Origin of the sequence: Gilliamella sp. Choc4-2, from assembly GCF_001690355.1 — a bacterium.
Lineage (GTDB): Bacteria > Pseudomonadota > Gammaproteobacteria > Enterobacterales > Orbaceae > Gilliamella > Gilliamella apicola_A.
Genome location: NZ_LZHG01000046.1, coordinates 1 through 24,858, shown reverse-complemented (window position 1 = coordinate 24,858; position 24,858 = coordinate 1). Strand labels below are relative to the sequence as shown.

General features: G+C 33.6%; 32 protein-coding genes and 2 tRNA genes. 12 read left to right on the top strand and 22 right to left on the bottom strand.

Going from position 1 to position 24,858, the window contains the following annotated elements; all coding sequences use genetic code 11:
* Positions 1–2: 2 nt before the first annotated feature.
* The 9 genes from A9G34_RS06835 (at position 3) to A9G34_RS06795 (ending at position 7,311) form a co-directional block, all read left to right on the top strand.
* Complete coding sequence (locus tag A9G34_RS06835) at positions 3–692, top strand: CidB/LrgB family autolysis modulator (RefSeq protein ID WP_034945582.1); 690 nt, start codon at positions 3–5, stop codon at positions 690–692.
* A 1-nt stretch (position 693) separates the two neighbouring features.
* Positions 694–1,341 carry an ElyC/SanA/YdcF family protein gene (locus tag A9G34_RS06830; protein WP_051825207.1) on the top strand — a complete coding sequence of 216 codons (648 nt, stop codon included), beginning with the start codon at positions 694–696 and terminating at the stop codon, positions 1,339–1,341.
* Positions 1,342–1,490: 149 nt separating this feature from the next.
* Positions 1,491–2,219 carry an arginine ABC transporter ATP-binding protein ArtP gene (artP, locus tag A9G34_RS06825; RefSeq protein WP_034945578.1) on the top strand — a complete coding sequence of 243 codons (729 nt, stop codon included), beginning with the start codon at positions 1,491–1,493 and terminating at the stop codon, positions 2,217–2,219.
* Between the two features lie 23 nt (positions 2,220–2,242).
* A complete protein-coding gene (locus tag A9G34_RS06820; RefSeq protein ID WP_065569276.1) occupies positions 2,243–2,977 on the top strand; it encodes a transporter substrate-binding domain-containing protein in 735 nt (244 codons plus the stop codon).
* A 144-nt stretch (positions 2,978–3,121) separates the two neighbouring features.
* The gene (gene artQ / locus A9G34_RS06815) at positions 3,122–3,856 is read left to right on the top strand and encodes an arginine ABC transporter permease ArtQ (RefSeq protein ID WP_034945570.1); all 735 of its coding nucleotides are present in this window, start codon (positions 3,122–3,124) and stop codon (positions 3,854–3,856) included.
* Between the two features lie 12 nt (positions 3,857–3,868).
* Positions 3,869–4,546, top strand: a complete 678-nt coding sequence (artM, locus tag A9G34_RS06810; protein WP_065569275.1) for an arginine ABC transporter permease ArtM — start codon at positions 3,869–3,871, stop codon at positions 4,544–4,546.
* Position 4,547: 1 nt separating this feature from the next.
* Positions 4,548–6,383: an excinuclease ABC subunit UvrC gene (uvrC, locus tag A9G34_RS06805; RefSeq protein ID WP_034945564.1), complete on the top strand. Its 1,836-nt coding sequence runs from the start codon at positions 4,548–4,550 to the stop codon at positions 6,381–6,383.
* 108 nt (positions 6,384–6,491) lie between these two features.
* Positions 6,492–7,046, top strand: coding sequence for a CDP-diacylglycerol--glycerol-3-phosphate 3-phosphatidyltransferase (gene pgsA / locus A9G34_RS06800; protein ID WP_065569274.1), 555 nt, complete (start codon positions 6,492–6,494; stop codon positions 7,044–7,046).
* Positions 7,047–7,223: 177 nt separating this feature from the next.
* Positions 7,224–7,311, top strand: a tRNA-Leu gene (locus tag A9G34_RS06795).
* A 499-nt stretch (positions 7,312–7,810) separates the two neighbouring features.
* On the opposite strand, the gene A9G34_RS06790 is transcribed toward A9G34_RS06795, so the two are convergent.
* Entirely contained in the window at positions 7,811–8,206 is a 396-nt protein-coding gene (locus A9G34_RS06790) for a DapH/DapD/GlmU-related protein (protein ID WP_176701482.1), read from the bottom strand.
* A 773-nt stretch (positions 8,207–8,979) separates the two neighbouring features.
* Here A9G34_RS06790 and A9G34_RS06785 point away from each other — a divergent pair.
* Positions 8,980–9,273: a hypothetical protein gene (locus A9G34_RS06785; protein WP_065569273.1), complete on the top strand. Its 294-nt coding sequence runs from the start codon at positions 8,980–8,982 to the stop codon at positions 9,271–9,273.
* Here the strand turns inward: A9G34_RS06785 and A9G34_RS06780 are convergent.
* The 16 genes from A9G34_RS06780 to A9G34_RS06710 form a co-directional block, all read right to left on the bottom strand.
* Complete coding sequence (locus tag A9G34_RS06780; RefSeq protein ID WP_065569272.1) at positions 9,268–10,935, bottom strand: terminase large subunit; 1,668 nt, start codon at positions 10,933–10,935, stop codon at positions 9,268–9,270. The genes A9G34_RS06785 and A9G34_RS06780 overlap by 6 nt on opposite strands.
* Positions 10,919–11,263 (bottom strand): phage terminase small subunit P27 family, encoded by a 345-nt coding sequence (locus A9G34_RS06775; protein ID WP_065560008.1) that lies wholly within the window; start codon positions 11,261–11,263, stop codon positions 10,919–10,921. The genes A9G34_RS06780 and A9G34_RS06775 overlap by 17 nt, the downstream gene beginning before the upstream one ends.
* Positions 11,264–11,405: 142 nt before the next feature.
* Complete coding sequence (locus A9G34_RS06770) at positions 11,406–11,774, bottom strand: HNH endonuclease (protein WP_065560009.1); 369 nt, start codon at positions 11,772–11,774, stop codon at positions 11,406–11,408.
* Between the two features lie 7 nt (positions 11,775–11,781).
* A complete protein-coding gene (locus tag A9G34_RS06765; protein ID WP_025315440.1) occupies positions 11,782–12,075 on the bottom strand; it encodes a head-tail connector protein in 294 nt (97 codons plus the stop codon).
* The gene (locus tag A9G34_RS11135) at positions 12,068–12,226 is read right to left on the bottom strand and encodes a phage head closure protein (protein ID WP_081295291.1); all 159 of its coding nucleotides are present in this window, start codon (positions 12,224–12,226) and stop codon (positions 12,068–12,070) included. Before A9G34_RS11135 ends, A9G34_RS06765 begins: the two co-directional genes overlap by 8 nt.
* Positions 12,227–12,275: 49 nt before the next feature.
* The gene (locus tag A9G34_RS06760; protein WP_065569271.1) at positions 12,276–12,650 is read right to left on the bottom strand and encodes a hypothetical protein; all 375 of its coding nucleotides are present in this window, start codon (positions 12,648–12,650) and stop codon (positions 12,276–12,278) included.
* The gene (locus A9G34_RS06755; protein WP_065569270.1) at positions 12,643–12,834 is read right to left on the bottom strand and encodes a hypothetical protein; all 192 of its coding nucleotides are present in this window, start codon (positions 12,832–12,834) and stop codon (positions 12,643–12,645) included. The genes A9G34_RS06760 and A9G34_RS06755 overlap by 8 nt, the downstream gene beginning before the upstream one ends.
* Positions 12,821–13,042, bottom strand: coding sequence for a hypothetical protein (locus A9G34_RS06750; protein WP_065569269.1), 222 nt, complete (start codon positions 13,040–13,042; stop codon positions 12,821–12,823). Before A9G34_RS06750 ends, A9G34_RS06755 begins: the two co-directional genes overlap by 14 nt.
* Positions 13,035–13,262: a hypothetical protein gene (locus tag A9G34_RS06745; protein ID WP_065569268.1), complete on the bottom strand. Its 228-nt coding sequence runs from the start codon at positions 13,260–13,262 to the stop codon at positions 13,035–13,037. Before A9G34_RS06745 ends, A9G34_RS06750 begins: the two co-directional genes overlap by 8 nt.
* Positions 13,255–13,983, bottom strand: a complete 729-nt coding sequence (locus tag A9G34_RS10985) for a host cell division inhibitor Icd-like protein (RefSeq protein ID WP_065569267.1) — start codon at positions 13,981–13,983, stop codon at positions 13,255–13,257. The genes A9G34_RS06745 and A9G34_RS10985 overlap by 8 nt, the downstream gene beginning before the upstream one ends.
* Positions 13,973–14,626 (bottom strand): Rha family transcriptional regulator, encoded by a 654-nt coding sequence (locus A9G34_RS06735; protein ID WP_065560021.1) that lies wholly within the window; start codon positions 14,624–14,626, stop codon positions 13,973–13,975. The genes A9G34_RS10985 and A9G34_RS06735 overlap by 11 nt, the downstream gene beginning before the upstream one ends.
* Positions 14,613–14,900, bottom strand: a complete 288-nt coding sequence (locus A9G34_RS06730; RefSeq protein WP_065560022.1) for a helix-turn-helix transcriptional regulator — start codon at positions 14,898–14,900, stop codon at positions 14,613–14,615. Before A9G34_RS06730 ends, A9G34_RS06735 begins: the two co-directional genes overlap by 14 nt.
* Positions 14,901–14,910: 10 nt before the next feature.
* Positions 14,911–15,090 (bottom strand): helix-turn-helix transcriptional regulator, encoded by a 180-nt coding sequence (locus A9G34_RS06725; RefSeq protein ID WP_065569266.1) that lies wholly within the window; start codon positions 15,088–15,090, stop codon positions 14,911–14,913.
* 103 nt (positions 15,091–15,193) lie between these two features.
* On the bottom strand, positions 15,194–15,985 hold the full coding sequence (locus A9G34_RS06720) for a hypothetical protein (RefSeq protein ID WP_065569265.1): 792 nt from the start codon (positions 15,983–15,985) through the stop codon (positions 15,194–15,196).
* A 344-nt stretch (positions 15,986–16,329) separates the two neighbouring features.
* Complete coding sequence (locus A9G34_RS06715; protein WP_065569264.1) at positions 16,330–17,565, bottom strand: integrase domain-containing protein; 1,236 nt, start codon at positions 17,563–17,565, stop codon at positions 16,330–16,332.
* Positions 17,566–17,726: 161 nt separating this feature from the next.
* A tRNA-Ile gene (locus tag A9G34_RS06710) sits at positions 17,727–17,803 on the bottom strand.
* Positions 17,804–18,010: 207 nt separating this feature from the next.
* Between A9G34_RS06710 and A9G34_RS06705 the strand changes: the two genes are divergently transcribed.
* A complete protein-coding gene (locus A9G34_RS06705; RefSeq protein WP_141670369.1) occupies positions 18,011–18,370 on the top strand; it encodes a DUF4156 domain-containing protein in 360 nt (119 codons plus the stop codon).
* Between the two features lie 73 nt (positions 18,371–18,443).
* Here the strand turns inward: A9G34_RS06705 and serC are convergent, their stop codons facing one another.
* The 5 genes from serC to argC all read right to left on the bottom strand — a co-directional run bounded on the left by serC (position 18,444) and on the right by argC (position 24,458).
* Positions 18,444–19,529 carry a 3-phosphoserine/phosphohydroxythreonine transaminase gene (gene serC, locus A9G34_RS06700; RefSeq protein WP_065569263.1) on the bottom strand — a complete coding sequence of 362 codons (1,086 nt, stop codon included), beginning with the start codon at positions 19,527–19,529 and terminating at the stop codon, positions 18,444–18,446.
* Positions 19,530–19,688: 159 nt separating this feature from the next.
* Complete coding sequence (argH, locus tag A9G34_RS06695; protein ID WP_065569262.1) at positions 19,689–21,062, bottom strand: argininosuccinate lyase; 1,374 nt, start codon at positions 21,060–21,062, stop codon at positions 19,689–19,691.
* Positions 21,063–21,242: 180 nt separating this feature from the next.
* A complete protein-coding gene (locus A9G34_RS06690) occupies positions 21,243–22,487 on the bottom strand; it encodes an argininosuccinate synthase (RefSeq protein WP_065569261.1) in 1,245 nt (414 codons plus the stop codon).
* A 102-nt stretch (positions 22,488–22,589) separates the two neighbouring features.
* Positions 22,590–23,369 (bottom strand): acetylglutamate kinase, encoded by a 780-nt coding sequence (argB, locus tag A9G34_RS06685; RefSeq protein WP_065569260.1) that lies wholly within the window; start codon positions 23,367–23,369, stop codon positions 22,590–22,592.
* Between the two features lie 78 nt (positions 23,370–23,447).
* A complete protein-coding gene (gene argC / locus A9G34_RS06680; protein WP_065569259.1) occupies positions 23,448–24,458 on the bottom strand; it encodes an N-acetyl-gamma-glutamyl-phosphate reductase in 1,011 nt (336 codons plus the stop codon).
* 225 nt (positions 24,459–24,683) lie between these two features.
* On the opposite strand from argC, the gene A9G34_RS06675 reads away from it, so the two are divergent.
* A partial coding sequence (locus A9G34_RS06675) for a transposase (RefSeq protein WP_176701481.1) occupies positions 24,684–24,858 on the top strand: 175 nt, incomplete at its 3' end.

Sequence of the window (24,858 nt, the reverse complement as noted above, 5' to 3'; positions counted from 1 at the left end):
CCATGATATGGATGCTGCCATTAACGCTTTGTGTTTTTCTCATTGTTCGAAAAATATCGTTTAAAATAAAAAATCCATTATTTAATCCGCTAGTAGTGACTGTTATTGTTTTAATCCCAATATTACTAATAACCAAAACAAATTACACTCAATATGTTAATAACGTGCAAATTATTAATTATTTGTTACCTTATTCTGTTGTAGCCCTTGCCTACCCTTTATATGAACTTATTCCACAAATTAAGGCTAGATGGAAATCAATAATGATTATTACTTTCACTGCTTCACTTGCATCCATGATAACGGGAGTTTGCATTGTATTTTGGCTTGGTGGAAATAAAGAAATTGCCGCATCAGTATTACCAAAATCAGTTACTACAGCTATTGCGGTAACAATTGCAAATAACCAAGATGGAGTTCCATCAATAGCTGCATTATGCGTGATATTGGTTGGAACATTGGGTGCTATATTTGGGCACCAGATATTAAATTTAATAAAAATAAAATCAGCACCAGCAAGAGGATTATCAATAGGTGCGGTATCGCATGCTGTCGGCACAGCTCGTTGTATTGAAATTGATTATAATGAAGGAGCTTACAGTTCTTTATCATTAGTCTTATGCGGTATCATGACTTCATTGACAGCACCATTTTTATTTCCAATGATAGTATTTCTTTTCGATTGGTTTTAACATGAAATTAAAAAGATTTATAACTTATTTTGTCATTTTTTGTTTGATTTCTATAGCTTCAATTATTGGCCTTGATCTATGGATTAGTTATAAAACTGCGCCTTTAATTTATCATGATGAAAATAAGTTACCTTATCGAGCAGTCGGAGTTGTTCTCGGTACCTCAAAATATGTACGGGGTGGAGGTATTAATGGTTTTTACCGCAATCGCATTGATGGGGCTATTGATCTCTATTGGCAAGGTAAAGTAGATTATCTATTATTAAGTGGTGATAATGCACTTTTGAGCTATAATGAACCTATTACAATGCAAAAGGATTTAATTAAAGCAGGAATACCCCGTGAAGCAATAGTATTAGATTACGCAGGATTCAGGACCTTTGATTCAGTAGTTCGTGCAAACAAAGTTTTTGATGCAAATGATTTTACGATTATTACTCAGGAATTTCATTGTGAACGAGCCATATTTATTGCACTCGCCCAAAATATCCAAGCTCAATGTTTTGCTGTACCAGCACCAAGAAGTATGAAATTAGTGCGAATAAGAGAAATGTTTGCTCGTGTTAGTGCTTTTATCGATCTCTATATTCTTAATAAAAAACCCAAATATCTTGGTCCGGTTATTCCAATTATCTCAGATGAACATTAATAAATTTTATATTTAGATTAATATAATTAAGCTGATACCTTTTTAGTATATTTATTAAACTGAGAGTAATTAGTCTAATATTTTAGATTGCATTTTTATGCAAAAAAAAGTAATATTTAGTCAATTTTTTAATTTAAGTAAAATGAACAATGAATATTGAATTAAACCATATTAACTGCTTTTATGGTAAACATCAGGCATTAAATGATGTTTCACTCTGCTATCCACTGGGTGAAACAATTGTATTACTAGGCCAAAGTGGAGCAGGCAAAAGTTCTTTATTAAAAGTATTTAACTTACTTGAAATTCCAACATCAGGAAACATGACTATTGCTAACTCATATTTTGATTTTTCTAAAAAAATTAATGAATCAACGGTTAGATTATTAAGAAAACATGTAGGTATGGTTTTTCAAAATTATAATTTGTGGCCGCACTTAACCGTGCTAGAAAATTTGATCGAAGCACCTTGCCAAGTATTAAAATTATCAAAAAAAGAAGCAAGTGATAAAGCAATGGCTATATTAGAAAGACTACAAATTAATGATATGGTCCATCGTTATCCCCTTCACCTATCTGGTGGACAACAGCAACGTGTTGCAATAGCTAGGGCATTAATGATGGAACCTCAAATCTTATTATTTGATGAGCCAACGGCGGCATTAGATCCAGCTATTACTTCACAAGTTGCTGAAATTATTAATGAACTGTCACAGACAGGTATTACACAAATTATAGTTACTCATGAAGTTGATTTTGCTCGTAAAGTTGCTTCACAAGTAATTTATATGGAACAAGGTAAAATTATAGAGCAAGGACAACTTGAATGTTTTGCTCATCCTAAAACTGAAAAATTTAAATCTTATTTGTCACATTAATTAAAATAAAATTAGGTGGATATATGAAAAAAATATTACTTGCTATTTTTTTTGCAGGAACAGCCTTTGTTACTCAAGCTACAGAGACTTTAACCATCGGCACAGAAGCAACTTATGCTCCTTTTGAATTTACGAATGAAAAAAATGAAATTGTTGGATTCGATATTGATGTGATTAATAAAATTTGTGACGAAATCAAAGCCTCTTGCAAAATTGTTAATCAATCTTTTGACGGCTTAATTCCAAGCTTAAAAACACGCCGAATCGATGCAGCAATAGCAGGAATTGATGTGACTCTTGAACGTCAAAAACAAGTTGATTTCACTAAAATTTATTATGATGATAGTTCGATCCAGTTTATTACCTTAAAAGATACATTAACTAATCTTGAACAAATAAAAGGTAAACGCATTGGTATTCAAAAAGGAACAACTTATCCAAAATATCTAAGTGAAAAATACCCTGATGTTAAACAAGTCAGTTACGATAGTTATCAATTTGCTTTTTTAGATTTAAAAGCAAAACGAATTGATGCGATCGTATCAAGTTCAATTGTTGCTGGTGAATGGCTAGATAAGGAGGCTGATATTGTACCACTAGCAGATAAAATCACCGATCACGAATTTTTTGGCGAAGGTTTAGGTATAGCAGTACGTAAAGGTAATGATCAATTATTAAATCAATTTAACCAAGCTCTTGATAGACTAAAAGCAAATGGTGAATTAGACGCCATTTATAAAAAATGGTTTAACAAATAGCCATTAAATAGTAAAAATCGACGTCATTATGATCTCGCCACACATTTTGTGGCGAGTTTATTTTTTATTAAACAATGTTAATTTAACAACGGTTTTCTTATGTCAGACTTTCTAACGAATAAAATAAATTGGATTCTATCTTTGATGGATGGATATATATTGCCACTAACACAAGCAACATCAATTACATTATCATTAGCTTTAGCATCATTAGTGGTAGGCATATTTTTTGCCTTTATTTTTACACTATTAGAATTGTCTTCAATTAAACCTGTTGCGTGGTTAATGTCACTTTTTAATTTAACGATTCGCGCTTTACCTGAACTATTAATTGTTGTCGCTATTTATAACGGATTACCGTTATTACTCATATTATTAAATGATGGTTTTACCATTAACCTTTACTTTGCTTCATTAACAATACAGCTAGACATTCAAGATTTTAATATTAATCCTTTTTTATGTGGTGTTGCTGCACTTTCACTTTTATATGCGGTTTATGCTTCACAAACATTGCGTGGTGCATTTAAAACAATTTCAAATGGGCAGCGGCAAGCAGCCCAAGTACTTGGACTTAGTAAATCACGCACGTTTTTTCGTATCATAATGCCACAAATGTGGCGTCATGCATTACCAGGATTAAGTAACCAATGGTTAATTTTGTTAAAAGATACAGCACTAGTATCAGCTATTGCTATTAATGATTTGATGATGCAAACAAAAGCAATTATAGCTAGAACAAACCAACCTTTTTTATGGTATTTCATTGCAATGACTATCTATTTAATTATCTCAATTTTAAGTCAAAAAGTTATATCACGAATTGAAAAGCGTTCAACCTATTTTGAACATCCAACACCAACATCAGCAAAAAATTAGTAAGGTCTTATTATGTTTGATACTTTTATTTATTATCTTAAAATCATACTTCAAGGTCTACCTAATACATTAACCTTAGGAATTTTAGGAATTTTATCGGCAGGATTGCTAGCAATCATCTTATCTTGTTTATTGTCATTAAATTCGTATGCTTTAACTAAAGCGATTCGTACTTATATTATTTTATTTACCGGTTCTCCGCTACTTGTACAATTATTTTTAATCTATTATGGACCATCACAATTTAGTGATACATTAAGCAAAGTACCTGCACTTTATAAACTTATTTCATCACCTTGGTTTTGCGCATACTTAGCTTTAACACTTAATAGTGCAGCTTATACTACACAAATATTTTACGGTGCATTAAAATCGTTACCTCTAGGACAATGGCAAGCTTGTGAAGCACTTGGTATGGATAAAAAACAAACATTAAAAGTTATTTTACCTTATGCATTAAAACGAGCTCTTTCAACTTACTCTAATGAGATCGTTTTTGTTGTAAAAGGTACGGCATTAGCATCGATGATTCCAGTAATGGACATTATGGGATATAGCAATCAATTAAATAGTGATTATTATGATTTTTCTATTTTTATTGTTGCAGGCTTAGTTTACCTCTTGATAAATGGCTTACTTAGCACCATTATGAGGATTATAGAGAAAAAAAACCTCACCTTCGAAAACTAATATGAGCCAATTTGATTCAACTACTTTTTTAAAAAAAGTCCCACATAAGCCGGGTATTTATCAAATGTTTAATGATAAAGAAACGATTATTTATGTGGGAAAGGCCAAAGATCTTAATAATCGATTAAAAAGCTACTTTAATAACAGCAAAAAAACATTAAAAACGGATATGCTTGTTAGCCATATCCATCGCATTGAATTTACAATTACCAATACTGAAACCGAAGCTCTACTACTTGAACAGACATATATCAAAAAGCATCAACCACGATATAATGTGCTTTTAAAAGATGATAAAAGCTACCCGTTTATAAAGCTAAGTAAAGAACGACATCCTCAACTGTCCCTTTATCGTGGAGCAGTCAATCGAAAAAAAGATGAGTTTTTTGGTCCTTATCCTAGTGGATATGCAGTAAAGCAAATATTAGCTTTATTACAAAAAACGTTTCCAATAAGACAGTGCTTAAATTCAACCTATCGCAACCGAACTCGGCCCTGCTTACAATATCAAATTAAACGTTGCTTGGGTCCTTGTGTTCCAGGATTAGTCAGCGATGAAGATTACCTAGAGCAAGTTAACTATGTTAGATTATTTTTATCAGGTCAATCAGATCAGATAATACAAAAAATAACTGAAGATATGCAAAAAGCTAGTAGCGAACTCAGCTTTGAAAAAGCGGCAGTTTTGCGTGATCAACTTCAAGCAATAAAACACATCAATGAAAAACAGGCAATATATAACAATAATGATAATCTTGATGTTATTGGATTCCATTATGAGTTAGGTTTAGCTTGTATATATGTACTGTTTATTCGCAATGGGCAAACATTTGGGCATCGTTCTTATTTTCCTAAGGTTCCATCAAATACTGAACTAGAAGAAGTCATCGAAACCTTTTTAGGGCAGTTCTATTTACAAGGCAATCAAAACAGAAATATCCCTAAAAAGATTTTACTTAACTTTTCATTGTCTGATAAACAACCAATGGAAGAGACCCTGTCACTTATTGCAGAGCATCAAGTTAAACTAATTGATGAGCCTAAGGGAGATAATCTTAAATTATTGAATATCGCAACCGTAAACGCTCAAACTGAAGTTAAAAATAAACTATTAGAAAATTCCACAATAAAACAACGATATGATGCGTTAAAATCTTTTTTGGGGATCGATAAAATTAACCGAATGGAATGTTTTGATATCAGTCATTTTATGGGCAAAAATACAATAGCATCTTGTGTGGTATTCGATGATAAAGGTCCTGTTAAATCGGAATTTCGCCGTTATAATATTTCAGGCATAACACCTGGCGATGATTACGCTGCTATGGAGCAAGTTTTAACTCGTCGTTATAGTAAGAAGGATCTTCCAGAAGAAAAAGTACCTGATATAATCTTTATCGATGGAGGTAAAGGGCAACTAAACCAAGCTTTAAAAGTATTTGAATGTTTAGAAGTAAACTGGAATAAAAATCACCCTATTTTAATTGGTGTTGCTAAAGGTGCAGAACGAAAAGAAGGGCTTGAAACACTTTTCTTTGAAGCGCATGGAGCTGGCCATTATATTGATGATCATTCTCCAGCTCTACTATTAATTCAACAAATTCGAAATGCCTCACATGATCATGCGATTATGGGGCAACGCAAGAAAGGTGTAAAGCAGTTAACGGATAGTGCATTAGAACATATTCAAGGGATCGGAGCTAAAAGAAGAAAAGCATTACTTAAGCATTTTGGTGGCTTAAGAGAGCTAAAAAATGCTAGTATTGATGAGATCGCACAAGTGCAAAGTATTTCTAAATCTTTAGCCGAAAAAATTTATTTAAATTTACGGCAATAACGCATTGAAAAATTAAAATATTTGAGGCAACATAAGCGTTAAGAAAACCTGTTTTTTTTAATTATCACTAATTATTTGATTAATAAAACAAAAAAGAGCTGATGTCACATGAAAATCAATATCCCTACATTTTTAACATTATTTAGAGTCATTTTAATCCCCTTTTTTGTGTTGACGTTCTATCTCTTACCTTATGAATGGTCAGGTTTTTTTTCTGCACTATTATTTCTAATAGCCGCTGTTACAGACGTCTTTGATGGTTATCTTGCTCGCAGGTTGAAACAAACTACTAAATTTGGTGCATTTCTTGATCCTGTAGCAGATAAAATTATGGTAACTATAGCACTTATTCTTATAACTCAATACTATCAAGCTTGGTGGATCTCTATTCCTGCAATTATCATTATTTCACGTGAAATAATAATATCGGCTCTACGTGAATGGATGGCTGAAATAGGGAAACGCAATAATGTGGCTGTTTCATCGCTAGGAAAAATAAAAACTATTTCCCAAATGACAGCATTGACATGGTTATTATGGAGACCATGTAATATGGTTATTTATGCTGGTCTTGCAGCTTTAATACTTGCAACCATTTTAACTTTGATATCAATGTTACAATATTTGTTCGTTGCTCATAGCGATTTATTAGATAGCAAATAAAAGCTTTAAACAGATTTAATAGCAAGCTAGTGTACAATGAAATGCTTTGAGAAATTTTCATTTTAATTAAACATTGAACAATTACACAGTTAATATCAAATTTTTATTGACTGAAAAGATAGCATAGGTAAAATGCTATCATTCAAAACACAATTACTTTCTAGTAATTAATTTCAAGCCCGGGTGGTGAAATCGGTAGACACAAGGGATTTAAAATCCCTCGGCCTTTTTGGCCGTGCGAGTTCAAGTCTCGCCCCGGGCACCATTTAGTATCTTAAAAAGACTTTATAACCCTAGATCACTTTTCTTATAGTTTTACAAAAAATACAACTAGCAATATTATTGATTTTCCCCTTACCTTTATAAATCATTTTTGTGTATATTGACATAATAGGTGTTGTAAAGCCACTTGACCTAACAAATTTATTAATAATAAGATTTCGTTATTTCAAATTTCCTATTTTTTAAATGCATTTATCATAGCTATTAAATATTAGTCTTTAAAACCATAAATGAGAACATATAAAAGAATAAATAAATACAATATATAAAAAATAATAGAATATTATTTTCATATATTTCTTTTTAATAAAGAATGAAAGAGCGATTAAATGATGGTCCCTTAACCTATTTCTTGCTCGAATAATTTGTGCAGACAATTATAGCAAAAAGAATAGTATAAAATTATTAATGATGAAACTGACTTTAAGAAGATAAATCTTAAAATAGCCAAATGAAAAATTTAAATTTCAAAGTAAATAAGATTAACTTTGAATAACAATATTGGTCTTTTGAGTATAAACGGTACAATTATCAGGAATATCTTTATTAACAAAAGTCATCGCCCCTATTACGACATTATTACCAATTTTAGTATTCTGCCCAAACATCATACTATTTGTACCAAAAGTGACATTATCTCCTACTTGTAAATAACCATCGTGATAATAGCTTTTAAAACCAATGGTAACATTACTTGAAATATTACAGTTTTTACCAATCTTAACTCTTGGCGTAATAACAATACCGACTAAATGCCAAATATGTAATCCAATATCAATATCTGCTTTAATTGAAATATCAAGACAATGCTTTTGATTTAATTTATTAATAATTTTTTTGGCACATGTTCTTTCGCTTTCATCACCTAACCTATACATAAAATAAGCAAGACGATACCAAGCTAAAAAGCTATTTTTTCTTAAAAGTTTTCGAAATAATCTTATCCAAGTGAAATCTTTATGAATATATTCAACTACCCAGTAATTTTTTAAATTTGTTAAATCGTGAGTGAGCAAGAATTTGATAATAGAAATATATTTAAACATATTGAATAATATTATAAAATAACTTTCGCTTATCTTAATAAAAAAATTAAAAAATGACAAATTAAACCTATTTATAGATTCTTTTAATTTTATTCTTTTAACCTAGCTAAAACCATATAATAATAAAAGCCTTTCATTTTACATAACCACTTAATCAATAAAAAAGGTTGAACCATTAGATTAATCTCAATGTGCAAGTTAATACAAAAATAAAAAGCACTATAGAAAACAATAACTATTTTGCTCTATAAAGGTGATTATGAAAGATTTTATTAGCGATTTTTTGGTGGCCACTACTACCTCCATACAAATTACAAATGATATTATTAATCAATATATTATATTAAACTCACCTTTTAACGTATAACATAACGTATAACATCAATCTATGTTAGTCGATTCCTACCTAAGGAATCATTTCAACATTACCAATTGAAGAGTTAAAAGAAAAACTTCTTTTTTGTGATTTTATGACACTAACAACACTAACAAAATTTATTATTAATAATCAGCAAATTAACCTCGTGTTATTATAGTGTTGTATGTTGTTAATGACATGGTAATATTTAATTAATTTTAATAAAGTGAAAGGTAAAGGTGATGAAATGAAGAAAATAGGAATAATTAAATTTTGTGAATTAATGATTGAAAGTGCGAACAATGCAACGCCCTTTGTTTTGTTTACTGTTGCTAGTATCGTCCTATATGATAAAAAACCATTGTTAGATACTGCAATCACTCTTATTGGAACTAATATTTTTCTATGGGGTATATGGGCGATACCCCATGTAAAAAAAATCGTATCAGAAGATGATGATAAAATAACAAGAATGGTAGTTTTTATCGCTATTGTATGGATAATTTTTATGCTATTATTAGCAACAATATCACTGTCATAACTCAATCCCTTTAAACTCGTCTAAAGCTTGCTTCTGTTCATCTGATAGGTTGATATCTATCTCACCATACTCAAGCAAGTAAGTACCGAATGACATTAGGAAAGCAACCGCAGGGTCTATCTTGTTGGCTGCTTTCTTTTTGTTGGGTTTGATATTAGCATTCGCATCGGTTTCCATCACTACATTACTGACCGCCCAAGAAAGGACAGGATCGCCATTGTGATTAATGCGTTTACGGCTGATAAATACTTCTGCTGTTTTTGAAGTTGGGCTGTATCGTGCATAGGTTTGAGGGAATGGCTCAACATCTAAGCCGATATTTTGTAATTGCATGCGTAATTGTGTGGCGTTCCAAACATCAAAACCAATTAACTTAATATTAAATTGTTCGCTGTCTTTTAAAATATCATCTCTAATCTGGTCATAATCGATACAATCGCCTTTCGTTACCCTAATCCAACCCTGATCAACCCATTTACGGTATATTTCTCTGTTTTTGTTAGCTACGTTAGTAAGCTGAAATTCAGGAATATAATGCCTTGTTAATAGTCTTACCTCTGTTTCAAACGGAAACGAATAACAGACACTAGTAATATCACTAGTAGATGATAAATCTAATCCAGCATAGCAATCTAAGCCTTTTAAATCATCTTCTGAGTAATCAGCCTTACACGCAATCCAGCTACCAGTATTTACCCAAGGAGTTGCACCATTACACCAAATATTAAAGCGTTTTGTGAGCATTTCAACCCACTGCGAGGGTATGCCTCTGGCTTTCTTAATGGTGTCCTCTAAGGCAACCCTATCGACGGAGATGTCAAGATTGGGATTGGCTTTTATCCATAAATTAGGGTTGTCGATTTCGCTCTCATCGTCCAGTTCGTAAATAAGCACAAATTGCGATTCGTTAACCTCGTCACCTGCTAAAATCTGGCAACAATAATCATAATGCTGTTTACAGGCTGATATTGTGTTACTGCCTGCGGTAGTGATGGCAAATAAAATCCCCTCAGGTCTTGCGCCCATACCTAACTCAAGAGCTGAATATACGCCATTATCAGGGTGTAGATGATATTCATCCACAATGGATAAGCTAGGGTTAGTCCCCTCAATAGTAGCAGCCTTTGACGCCAAAGGACGTAATAGACTATTTTGCTTAGGATTGATGATTTTATGCTGTTGAATGGTGACCCTTTTCTTTATTGGCTTGCTTAATATGGCCATCTGTCTTGCATCATCAAACACAATTCGGGCTTGGTCACGGCTAACGGCTGCGGTATAGATATCTTGTTGCCCTTTTCCCATCACTAAGAACCAGTTAGCCAATATTGCCGCTGTTGTTGATTTGGCGTTTTTTCTCGGTACTTGTACATAGGCACTGCGATACTTTCGGAGTCCTGTTTTAATGTGCTTAAATCCTAGCAGATTAGCAAATAAAAATTGTTGCCACGGTTCAAGCTCGATGGCTTTACTTCTCAGGTGACCTTTAACATGTGGACATACTTTTGAAAATGAAACGAATTTAGTTACTACTTCACTATCAAAAGAGTAATTTGGATTTTCCAAATCAATAAAATAGCGATTTACTGCTTGTTTTAGGCGTTTACAAGCAGGAATATCCCCATTTTTAACCGATAACGCGTAATTATGCCAAGCGGTCAAGCTCGTCTTCCTCTTCAACTTCTACGGGATTTTTGCGACGACTAACAGGGTCGAAGCCCAGTAATGAAGCCATTTTAATCATAATTTTTTCAGCTTCTGACTTTGCACTTAATGCAGGGTTACGGCTTTCTGTACCTTGTGAGTTAACGATTGAAAACCCACGCGTTGCAATGTCTTCCATTGCTTTACGATACATTGAGTAATTAACGCAATATAGCTCTAAGTTGGTCCAATCGGCTGGTTGAATGTCATCACGCTGTGCTAAGTGATCGGCTCTAAGTTTCCATTGTTCTTTGGCTAATTTATCTAAATATTTTGGTGCTTTCATCTTATTATTTTTCCTCTACTTTCTAAAAAATCACTGTGCATAAAAATTTGAGGAGGGGGGCGGTCTTTTAGCTTTTTGAATTTCTTTGAACATTCCCCCCTACCCACTCATCATATCTGAGGACTGCTATCAGTTGTCTTTATTATGAAGATGACCCAAATCCTCGTTTATCGATTACTCTTGTCTTATAGCTATGACAATCACGGCATAATGGTTGATGATTACTTGCTTGCCAAAAGAGAGGGTCACTTTGTCCATTCTCAACAGGTTTGATATGGTCTATCACAGTAGCAGGAGTGAGTAATCCTTTATCATTACACATTTTGCATAGTGGGTTGTGCCTAAGGTACTCAGCTCGATATATTTGCCATCGATGATTATAGCCTCGTTGTGCTGCTGTTCCTCGTGCTTTATCTTGCTGTTTATCTCTTCTATGCTCATTACATCGTCCTGATTTAACACGGTTACGACAATTAGGATATGAACATCTCTTTAATGGTTGTATTGGCATCATTCACCTAATAGATAGCTGGGTCACGGTAGATACTCCACAATGAAGAAATAGCTAACGGCACTTCGCTTACGGTGTTAGTACTAACCATTTCTCGGTTCTCATATAGATGAGCTATATACATAAGACAACCTGCTTTGATTGCTGGCGTGAATTCCTGTATATCAAATGATTTTCCTATATGCTTTTGACAAACTTCAAGAGCAGCATCTATATAGATTTGAAGTAAGCTATCTTCTAAGGTGTCACTGTCATCAATACGGCAATGTAACTTAACTTCTTGTAAGGTAATATTAGCCATCGTTTAAACCAGCCTCACATAACAATTCTAAATAAGTTCTTTTTGCGTCAGGTAATACAGCTTTAATATTTAAATATTGTGAGCCAGCTATCAGGTACTTAATCCGCCAAGTGGTATCAATATCCTTACGGTAGCGAATATAAACCCTTATAGTGGTACGGCTTGGGCTGTAATTTCATTGATTTTCATTACATCCCCCCTTAATGAATTGTCGAGCTAGATTCAGATTTAATATCTTCGGCTAAATCAATAAATAACGATGCAAACATTTCTTGCCCGAATTGTGTTAGTGCCATAGGTTTATTATCACTTTCGGCGTACATCTTTTTTAATAGTCCATAGGTGCGATTTAAGCCATCACTTTCGCCAAAGTCTTCAATTAAGCTATCTTTAAGATTCATTTTTAGCCCTAACACAATTAAATCTTTATCAATATCAATTTTGATACCGTCATGAATAAACACCTTGGCGCTGTTTTTATTAATCTGCTCAATTAAAAATAAACCTGCTATTATCGCCATGGTAGAATCAACGATACTATGGTGAATTGCTGTCACTTCTTGCTGATTATTCATGATTTACCCCCTTAATTTGTGTCATGTATCGCCTAACTTCGGGCGGTAGTCGCTTAGTGACATCAGCAAGTAAATCAGAGATTTCATCCTTGCCAAAAGAAAGTAGTGCTACATATTTGCCATTTTTAAGCCTTAATGCGGTAATAGTGCCGTCATTGTTATGGACAAAATCAAACTCTTTCATTCTTTGCCTCCTTGCGCTCGGTTTCACTTCTAAATAGCTTTTTAGAATCGTTAATTAAGTCTGATACAGCATCAAGGGCGTAGGCGCGTAACTCATCATTAATTGGCGCGTTTGAATCACAATCAGCCATTAAAAGCGTGGTGATAGCGTTAGCTTGTCCTAGTTTTGTATTGATAGTATTTATTGCGTCCAGTGAGATATTAGCCATTGTTTTTCTCCTCCATTAACCCATATTCTTGTAACTCATCAAAATCTTGCTCTACTAAATCAACGATAACCCACAGTAAATTACTCATATCGGCTTGTTCGATAAAAGGCTCGTCATATCCTGCGCACTTATAGTTAGTATTATCTAAGGCAATTTTAGCCATGCTCCGAACTTGAATAAGTTTAGATTCAACATTACAAATTAACTGATCATTATTCATGGCTGTAACCTCCAAAGCTTTTAGCTTGATCAATAACTGAATGTAAGCGAATTCTGGCAATAAAGATAAGGGATGATTTGCCTAGGCTCTTGCGTGCTTGGCGTTCGGTTGTTGCCGTTGTTTGGACTACTTGAGCCGTTGATAGGTCATAGAATTTATATAGTTTGGGTTGTCTTGCGCATAGGTGTACGCTATCATAGCGGTTAGCCATAATCATTACCTCGTTTAATGTTATTGTGGTTAGATCCCTCGATAGTGCTGGTAACACTTCGGGGGATTGCTTTTTATGGTACTCACCCTTATAATGGTGCATACCAACAGTATTTAATTTATCATAAAGGTACGCACCAATGCAAGAAAAAAAAGATAAGAAAAAAACAGATCGTTCTAACAGTACAAGAAAAATTATAAGGTTCGAAGATGATCTACTTGAACAAATTAACCAACAAGCCAAGAAAGATGGTGAATCTTTTTCTGGTTGGGTCAAAACTGCTTGTAAAATGAGATTGAATAAATAATTAAAATCCTTTCGAACGCTTCCGAAATCTACCCAATTTTTTAGCTCTGCGTTATTATAAGAACGTGCTTTAAATGCGTGACGCTTTGGCACAATCTCAATGCATCTAATTATATCTACTGTCATTGAAAATTCCTTATTAATTGATTTTAATGTTTGAATAAAGGCAACTGTAACAGGTTGCCTTTTTTTATTACCGAACATGAGTAATCCCACCGTTGGGACTAATTAAATTAGCAAGAGCATTAAACCGTCTACTCACTTCTCTAATTGCTTCTGTCGGTGAATCGATTTCTTTAAATACGGATGTTTCAATCTGTTGTAAACAAATCAACATACCTAATTGAACTTCATCAGCATTTTGTCGCTCACCAGTAGATAAACCAATCATTTTATTTTCAGCTCTAGCAAGGTTTATATAGTGATGTTTTTCTACTCCTTGCATGGTTGATAATGAATCTCGGCTTTCATGGTAATAGGCTAATGATTCACGTTTTACGGCTTCACGCTTACGACTAGCAGCAAAGGCTTTGGTTACATCTAATTTAAATCTAACAATATCTTTATGATTCTTACCTCTGATTAACCGAGATATAAAATCAAATTGAATTTCATTTAGTAATACATATTTACTTTTACTTGCACCCGTTCGGTGTTTGCACGTTTCGATTTGAAATGGAAGCGTGCCTAATTCCCGAAGCTCACTTTTATTTTTATTAACTAAAGACATCAAACTCAAATGTTTAATTCCCATTTTTTCAGCTACCAAACGGCTATCAATACGAACCTCTTTAGATTGAACTAATTCAATATCACCTTGCTTAATAATCATCTTAGTAGCTCCCATTAGCAAACCCTCGGCGTTTAGTCGGTTGATTTATCTTTGCTACTGCTGGAGGGTTGTCTATCCAGTGAAGTAATTCCACTAATGACCAACCGCAAGAATTAGCTCCTAACGATTTTCTTAATGGATATTTACCTTCTTTCTCAAGTTGCCAAGCAGTAGAACGGGCGATACTTGTAATTTTGTATCGTTCATTTTCACGAACAAGACGATCATATTGGATACCGTATTTATCCCTAATTGCTTTGTGTTGTTCTGGAGTGATTGAATATGACATTGAAAGCCCCTTACTGTACTCGGTTGCTTTCTAAATAGGTTTTAACTTCGGCCATATCGTAAACTACTCGACGCTTGCCAACTTTAATACCTTTGGGGAAATTTGGATCGTAGCGTAATGTATTCTTAGCACAACCTAAGATTAACGCCAGTTCATCAAGGGAATAATATTTAGGAGTATTTAACTGCATTTCTTACCTCATTAAGTTCATTTGTGTTTAACTTAATGAGGATTGTATGATAGGTATTATTTAGTTTTGGGAAGTTTCCAAAATTAGTTCGGAAATTCCGAAATTATTTTTTTAACCACTTTTCTAATGACTTTCCTGATGGATATTTCAATCCATTAAGTTCAAAATCTCTAACCAAAGGACTTTTATTTTTTTCAATAAAATTTCTTGGATTTTCAATTGCATCTTCACCATATTTCAAAAACAATAAATTTCTAATAAATTCAATTTGTAAATTTGTCGGAGTGTTGTCAATTCCACTAGTAAGGTTATTGAGATTTAAATAATTTGCTTTGCCGTTGAATTTATTTAAACCACCAAAATAAGCATCTAATTCAATGTTTCTACCACCATTTTTTAATAATTCCATTTCATAATTTGTTATAAATAATTGTGTTAAATTTAATGATAAATCCTCTGAAAAATAAATATCCATCACATCATAATCTTTTGTGCTATTAATTACATCTGAAGCTACTCTCGGAATTAAGGCTGCAGATATTTCAATATCATTACTCTTTTTATTAATAAAGTTTTTATATAAAATCTCAGAGTCCCTGGGAGATATAGCTAATAAACCATCTATATGAATTTCTCCGGCTTCAATATGGTCTCTTGTGTTTTCTTCCAAGTATGTATATGGAGTAATGTATTTATAACGTGTGTATTTTTCAAATGTCAAATTGCTTAATATTTTTGTCGTGCTTACAACACATAAATCAATGTCAGTATTGGGTAAAATAAAGCAAAATTGACAAACCTTTGCATAACCAAAATAAAGTAAATCTTCTATTGTACAATTTAATATTTTTCCAGCTTGGTCAAGTGTATAAAATAATCTTTCCGGTAATGCCATAAATAAACCCTATCATCTGATTTGAACTTCCTTGAACATTATATCACCACTGGATAAAATTACATGTATTTTTAATGTCACTTTTAGAGAAATCTGGCTAGCCAAAGGAAAGGCTCTCATTTAGAAATCAGTACAGATTTAGAATCAAACCTAATGACATAATTTAATGTTATATATGTTATTATTATCTTTTAATAACACTTAAAAAAATATATATAAATCAATTATATTATGTTATTAGTGTTGTTAGTGTTATTAAAAATAATATATAAAGTAATTCTTATATAAAATGGGAAATAAAAAACCAGTCTGATTGACTGGCTTAATATATGACTATGGCAAAACTAATCATTAACGGTTTTCAAAGCATTACTCCCCGATAATGAAACATTTCCTTGGCTAGCTTGCTCTACAAAGTTGCCCCACCAATTCATTAATTCACGGCGTTGCTCAAGATAATTTGCTCGGTTATAAATCCGTCTAACTTCGTTCTTATCAGCGTGAGCCAAAGAAGCCTCTATCAAGTCAGGATTAAAGCCTTGTTCATTTAATGCTGTGCTTGCTAATGACCTTAAACCATGAGAAACGAGACAACCAACAAAGCCCATCCGTTTAATGGCCATATTGACAGTTTGACTGCTCATAGGTTTATTAATAGAACCTTTCATACTTGGGAATACAAATTCTTTATGACTAGTTATAGGTAGCATGATTTCCAGTATTTTTATAGCTTGAGGGGGTAAAGGAATAATATGATCTCGCTTCATTTTCATTTTGCTAGCTGGAATGGTCCAAATTCTTTGCTTTATATCTATTTCTTCCCATAAGGCACCTACTGCCTCACTTGATCTTGTAATAGTTAATAATTGCCACTCTATTAAGCATCTGGTTTGTAGTTCTATATTAGCCAAAGATAGGGCTTGCATAAATTCAGGTAATTCACCAGGTCGAATACTTGCCATATTTGTAGGTGTTGGGCTTTCAAATACTTTACCAACTTTACTTAATTTATTAGATTCAATTAATTCATAATTAACAGCATAATCCATTATCTTATTAACTCGCCTTATTACCCGTTTTATCATATCGAATTTTTTAGCTGCTTTTAATGGTGCTAATATATTAATAAATAGTGTCGGAGTGATATCCGTAATCAGTGTATTACCAATATAGGGGAAAACATGATTTTCTAGTGACTGCCAGCTTTTTTTGATTGTCTCATCTTTATAACCTTGTGACTTCTCTAATATAAGCCAATCATCGGCCACACTTTTTAGCGTTCGTCCCTTATTATTATCAATTAGTTCTTTTTCTAATGGATCTCTATTTTGTCTAATCAAATCTCTTGACTCATTACGAAGAGTCCTAGCATCAACTAAACTAACTTGAGGATAATGGCCAAAACTAATTAATGCTCTTTTTTTCGTTGATGGGCGAATATAATTAAAACGCCATATTTTAGAACCCGTCTTTTTAATCAACAAATACAACCCATCGCCATCAGATAAAGTGTAATCCTTTTCTTTTGACTTGGCATTTTTAATTTGGGTATCAGTAAGTGGCTTAACTATTTTCGCCATGTTATACATCTCGATGTTATATTCAAACGTATAACATAATATATAACATAAAAATTTGAATTTAGCTAAATTAAGATGAATCTAGTTGAACTGTGAACTAACGGTAAATCCTGTTAGATAAAGGTTTTTTGAACGTTTTTAATCTTGCTTGATTCTTGCGATGGTGGCCCCTACTGGACTTGAACCAGTGACCAATCGATTATGAGTCGACTGCTCTGACCAACTGAGCTAAGGGGCCATTTTGATGTGCTACTGAATTAGTAGGTTTGCGATTATAATAGAGTTAAATCGAATTTGCTATAGTTAATTAATAAAATAGGTTGGTTTGATTATTTATTAACCTTCATTTTATTGGATTTTGTGCAAACTTAATTACTGATATTCTTTGTTTAACTAAACTGATACAATAAGTTAAGCTATTTGTTATATTGGATGAGGAAATTTTATGTTTATTAAAAAATCGCTAGTTATTGGTGTTACAATATCAACAACTTTGCTTTTAAGTGCTTGTAGCAACTCTAATCATCAACTTACTTCTGCCGGTAGTCATGTTCAATTCATCGATACTAAACCTGCTGCTTCTTGTCAATTATTGGGTAAAGCCGAAGGACGCCGTAGTAGCTTCTTTTCTGGTCTTAAAACACATAGTGAACTTATTCGCGATGCAGCAACAGAACTAATGAATAATGCAGCTGCTATGGGGGGCAATGTAATTTATAATGCTCAAGATGCGTCTATGAAGTATATTTCAGATATTGCGCCAACAGATGCAATTATGGTTGGTGAGGTTTATCGTTGTAAATGATGTGTAACTAAACAAAAAAACAGGAGGTTTGACCTCCTGTTTTATTATTTATAATTCTTAGTATGATCTTAAATTAACCATGTTGTTTTTCAAATTGCTGCATAAAATCAATTAAATAATTGACGCCTTCTTGATCCATCGCATTATAAATAGATGCACGCATTCCACCTGCAATTCTGTGACCTTTGATGCCGATAATGTTAGCTTGAGTTGCTTCGCTTACAAATTTTTTATCCAACTCTTCATTTGGTGATAAGAAGGTAACATTCATAATTGACCGATTAACTGCTGCAACATTATTTCGATAAAAATCAGATTGGTCGATGAATTGATATAGTAATTGTGCTTTAGCTTGGTTTCGTTGTTGCATTGCTTTTAGCCCACCAAGTTTTTTGATCCATTTAAACACCAAACCAGACATGTACCATGCAAATGTAGGCGGTGTATTAAACATAGAGTCATTGTCTAATAAAATTTTGTAGTCTAATACTGATGGTAAGATTTTTTGTGCATAGCCAATTAGATCTTCACGCACAATAACTATAGTGATACCTGATGGACCAATGTTTTTTTGTGCGCCAGCATAAATGATACCGTATCTGCTTATGTCAATAGGTTGTGATAAAATGCATGAAGATAAGTCGGCAACAACAGTTTTGTTATCAAAATTAGGCTCTTCAAAAATCTGAACACCGTCGATGGTTTCATTTGGACAATAGTGTACATAAGCTGTGTCATCATTTAATTGCCACTCTGACATAGATTTAACCAACGTTAGTCCGTTTTGTTTGATAACAACATTTTGTTCATTCACTTGACAATATTTGCTGGCTTCTTTGATTGCGCATTGGCTCCAATAACCACTATTAATATAGTCGGCACTGGTTTTATTCCCTAAAATATTTAATGGAACAGCAGCAAATTGTGCTCTGGCACCACCTTGGCAATAGAGAATTTTGTAATTGTTAGGAAGGTTTAAGATTTCTCGTAGGTCGTTGGTAGCTTCAATAGCACAGGCGTCAAAATCTTTACCTCTATGGCTTAATTCCATGACTGAAGCGCCTGTATTATGCCAATTTAATAATTCAGTTTGAACTTGTTTTAATACATCTGCAGGCAATTTTGCTGGGCCGGCACTAAAATTATAACTTTTATTCATTGCAATTCACTTTGATCCATTCAAAAAGAACTCTATTTTTACACTGTATGAATAGATATACAATCATATTTTTTGTTAAAAAGTTTCAGGTAACTATGTGTTTCAGTATAAAAATACCGGCTAATGCCGGTATAGTTGTTATTAGAATAATATAGCTATTTATGAAAGTTGTTGCTTGGCAACTTCAATCGCTGATTTTACCTGTTGTGGTGAAACCCCACCTTTGGCACAGCGTTTAGCTAGGCATGATTCTAACGATAATATTGGATAAACATCATTATCAATAACTGGGCTAAATTTTTGTAGTTCTTCAAGCGAAAGTTCTTCGAGCGCTTTTTGCTTTGCAATAGCCTCAACAACTGCTTCACCAACAATGTGGTGAGCCTCACGAAACGGTATGCCTTTGGCAACTAAATAATCAGCCAGTTCAGTTGCATTAGAATAACCTTGTTTGGCAGCTTCTTGGCAATTTGTGTAGTTAATCTTAATATCCTCGAGTACTAGTGTGGCCATATCTAAGCATTCTTGCCAAGTATCAAGTGCGTCAAATAGGTGCTCTTTGTCTTCTTGTAAATCTTTATTATAAGCAAGCGGTAAACCTTTGAAGGTCATTAAGGCTCCTGTTAATGCACCCGCAACCCGCCCTATTTTGCCACGAATCAGTTCTAATGCATCTGGATTCTTTTTTTGTGGCATGAGTGAAGATCCTGAAGTCACTCGATCTGATAGTTCAACAAAATTGGCTTCACCACTATTGAAAATAATAAGATCTTCAGCAAAACGCGATAGGTGTACCATACCTATTGAGGCATTATTTAATAGTTCAAGGATGTGATCACGATCAGACACCGAATCCAGACTATTATTCGTTGCTTGAGCAAACCCTAACCAATGAGCCAATTGCTCACGATCCATTGGATAGGCAGTTCCAGCTAAGGCACCAGAGCCTAACGGACTAACATCTAAACGTTGTAATGTATCTTCTAAGCGGCTGACATCACGACTTAACATTTCAAAATAAGCCAAGCACCAATGCGCAAATGTAATTGGTTGTGCTCGTTGCAAGTGGGTGTAACCAGGCATAATGGCTTTTTGGTACTGTTCAGCGGTTGTAACTAGTAATTGGCGTAAATGATTTATCGCATTAATTAAATGAGGAATTTGGTCTTTACACCATAATTTTAAGTCGGTTGTTGATTGGTCATTACGGCTTCGTCCTGTGTGTAATTTTTTACCTAAGTCGCCAATTTTTTCAATCAGTTTTTGTTCAACCCAACTGTGTATGTCTTCGGCATCACTTTGTAAAATTTGGTTAGGATCTTGTTTAACCAATAACAACAATTCATTTAAGGCTTTTTCTAATTTTTTTTGTTCATCATAAGATATAACGTTAACCGTCACCAATGCTTTTGACCAAGCAATTGAGCCAATGATATCTTGCTCTGCAAGACGATAATCAAAGCGCAATGAATCATTAAAATGCTTAAATCGTTGATCTGCTTTTTGGCTAAAACGCCCACCCCATAATGCCATAATTACCTCAATATTATCTTAATATGAATGTTATCTTAATGATTAACTATACAATTTCAATTTTGTTTTATATATTTATTTTTATAATAAAATTAAATTTAATCAAGAATAAAAATAATATATACAGGACGTTGCCTGTATATATTTATTATTAACGCTATTTTATTTGCAAATTGGCGTTTAGTTTTTCGCTTTTTTAGCAGTATGTTTTTGCTGTTTCTCATTTAAAGCACGTATGCGTGATGACAATGAAAATAGACGAATAAATCCACCTGCATGACTATGATCATAAACTTCATCTTCACCAAATGTAGCAAATTCTTCATTATATAAACTATTTGGTGATTTCTTTTGCACGGCAGTTGCATTACCTTTATAAAGTTTAACCACTACTTCCCCCGTCATGTCTTGTGCCAAAACTTCAGCCGCAGCTTGAATTGATCGACGATATGGTGCAAACCAGCGTCCATCATAAACAACATAAGCCATTTCAATACCTAGTTGTTCACGCCATTTAAAGCTGTCACGGTCTAATATTAATTGTTCTAAACCACGTAATGCTGTCATCATTATTGTGCCGCCAGGCGTTTCATAACAACCACGCGATTTGATACCGACTAAGCGATTTTCAATAATATCAACTCGACCAACACCATGTTTTGCACCAATTTTATTTAATGTTGCAACACAGTTATATGGTGATAATTTTTTCCCATTTACTGAAACCACTTCACCTTTTTCAATACCAATGGTTACTAATTCTGGTTGGTTTGGAGCATCTTCTGGCGAAACAGTCCAAGCCCAGCAATCTGTATTAGCTTGGTTCCATGTGCTTTCTAACACACCACCTTCAGTGGAGATATGCCATGCGTTTTCGTCACGGCTGTAAATTTTTTCAACGGTTGCAGTTGTTGGAATTTTACGAACTTTTAAATAATCAATTAATGCTTCGCGTGAACGCAGATCCCATTCACGCCAAGGCGCAATCACTTTAAGTTGTGGAGCAAGCGCAGTATAGGTTGTTTCAAAGCGCACTTGATCATTACCTTTACCAGTTGCTCCATGACAGAGTGTATCAGCTCCAACCTCTAATGCATATTCAACTTGCGCTTTTGCAATAATTGGACGAGCCATGGAGGTACCAAGATAATAAGTTCCTTCGTATAAGGCCCCTGTTTTTAAGACCGGATATACGTAATCTTTAACAAATTCTTCTCTTAAATCAACAACTTTACAAGCAATTGCACCCGATGCTTTAGCCTTTTTTTCTACATCTTTTAGTTCTTTTGGATCTTGACCTACATTAGCAACAAAGGCATAAACTTCACATCCACCATAATTTTCTTTCAACCAAGGAATAATTGCTGATGTATCCAAACCACCTGAATAAGCCAATACAACCTTTTTTGTTCCACTTTTTTTCATGTTATACCCTTTCTAAATTAACTGACGATAAAAATGAGTTAAAAACTTTTTTATTAATCATTAAATATAGATAACTAGCTTAATATACTAGCTGATCAATATCTAAGCAATGATTCTTGTGCCTGTAGAGCCTGATTGCCCGTTAAATAATTCGATGAGTTGGTGGGATTCTTTCCAACTAGCAATATCAATTGGTCGCCCTAAGGCCTTGGCGGCTTCGAAAGCTGAATTCACTTTAACGACCATACCGTCTGTAATAACACCTTTAGCAATCAGTTGATCCGCTTGCGATTGCGTTAATGATTCAATGCGTTGTTTGTTTTCGTCAAGTACGCCAACTACATCAGACAATAATATTAAATCAGCATTTAAGGTCTTAGCTAGCGCTACCGCTGCGTGATCGGCATTAACATTCATCATTTGTCCCGCATGGGTAATACCAATCGAGCTAATAATGGGAAGGTAACCCGAATTAATAAGTAGATTGATTAATGTAGGATCGCCAGCTTTAGCTTCACCAACATAGCCTAAATCTTCTGAAATTTGTTTAACTTCTACACTATTACCATCAGCTAAACAAAGTCCTACACTTGCTATTTGCTGTTTTTTTGCTTCTGACAATAAAGTAGTATTGGCACTGCCAGCAAGGCTACCAACAATAACGTCAATTTGATCTGCAGGAGTTACACGTAATCCATTGCGACGGACTACGGGTAAAGAAAGCCTATCCATTAACGAATCAACTACCGTACCACCACCATGAACAATAATTAATGATCGTTGAAAATTTTTTTTGTACTCACTAATAACGTCAAATAATTTACTTAAGGCATCTTTGTTATCAAGTAATACACCACCAAGCTTTATAATTAATGGTTTCATTTTAGTTTCCTATTAATTTAACCTACTTTTAATTCATTAAAAATTTTTGTACAGAGTTTAGAAATAATTTACTCATTTTTATAATAGTGATGTGGTTTCATCAAAATTATATCGAATGTTCATACACTGCACAGCTTGTGCTGCTGCGCCTTTTAATAAATTATCTTCAACAGAAATTAATATTAAATGACGATCTTTCAATACAAATCCAATATCACAATAAGGCAGACCAATGACAGATTTTAACGCTGGCCAATCTTTTTGATAAATTCTAATCAAAGGTTTATTTTGGTAATATTTATTTAAAGCTTTGAGGATATCTTGTGATGTTACACCTTCTTTTACTCGACAAGTAATTGTGGCGTGGATACCTTGTTTAAAACTGCCTAAATGAGGTGTAAAGATCACTTCTTGACCTAAATGTGTTGCAATTTCTGGTTGGTGTCGATGCGTAAAAAGTCCATAAGCATGTAAACTTACTTCACAAAATATATTATTATACGAAGGTTTTCGACCTGATCCACTCACCCCACTTACAGCATTAATAACAGGCCATTGTGAATTATCTAGTAGCCCCTCCTCAATTAATGGTTTTAGTGGTAATTGTGATGCTGTAGGGTAACATCCTGGTACAGCAATAAGTTGTGCCTTTTTAATTTGTTCACTATTCCACTCTGCTAAACCATAAACTGCTTTATCTAACCATTTTGGATACTGATGGGTAAAACCATAATAGTCGGTATAAAAACTAGCCGAATTAACTCTAAACGCACCCGACAAATCAAAAACTGTACAACCATGTTCTAAAAAATAAGGAGCTATATTATGGCTGATAGCATGTTCAGTAGCTAAAAAAACAATATCAAGATCATTGATATAGGAAGAATAATCAGCAGTGGCAATAAGTGGTAAGTCAACAACACCTTTTAACTGAGGGTGTAAATCATAATCAGAAATAAGCTTACCACCGTCTTGGCTGTTTTCAGACACAGTTAAAGCAATAAGTTGTATATGCGAATGCTTGTATAAATAATAAGCTAATTTTGCCCCAGCATAACCACTTGCACCAACAATAATTGCTTTTAACATACCCTACCCTTATCTATTTTTTATGCAATAATGTGCATATAGTAGGTTATTTATAAGGCTATTACAAGCATAAAATGAATTTTTATTCACTTTTTGTGAATTAAATTTCATTTATTTTTTTGCAAACATATCAATATTATAACTTATTATTGTAACTACCCCCCTAAAATAGTACAGCAAAAAAGTAGAAAATTCTCTATGATAAAAGTAAAAGGGGATTTAATTATGAAAAAAATGACTGAACATCAAATCGTCGCTATTTTAAAAGAAGCTGAAGCGGGTATTCCGGTTAAAGAACTGTGCCGTAAATATGGCATGGGTAATTCAACTTTCTATAAATGGCGAGAAAAATACGGCGGAATGGAAACTTCGGATATCAAACGCTTAAAGGAGCTGGAGG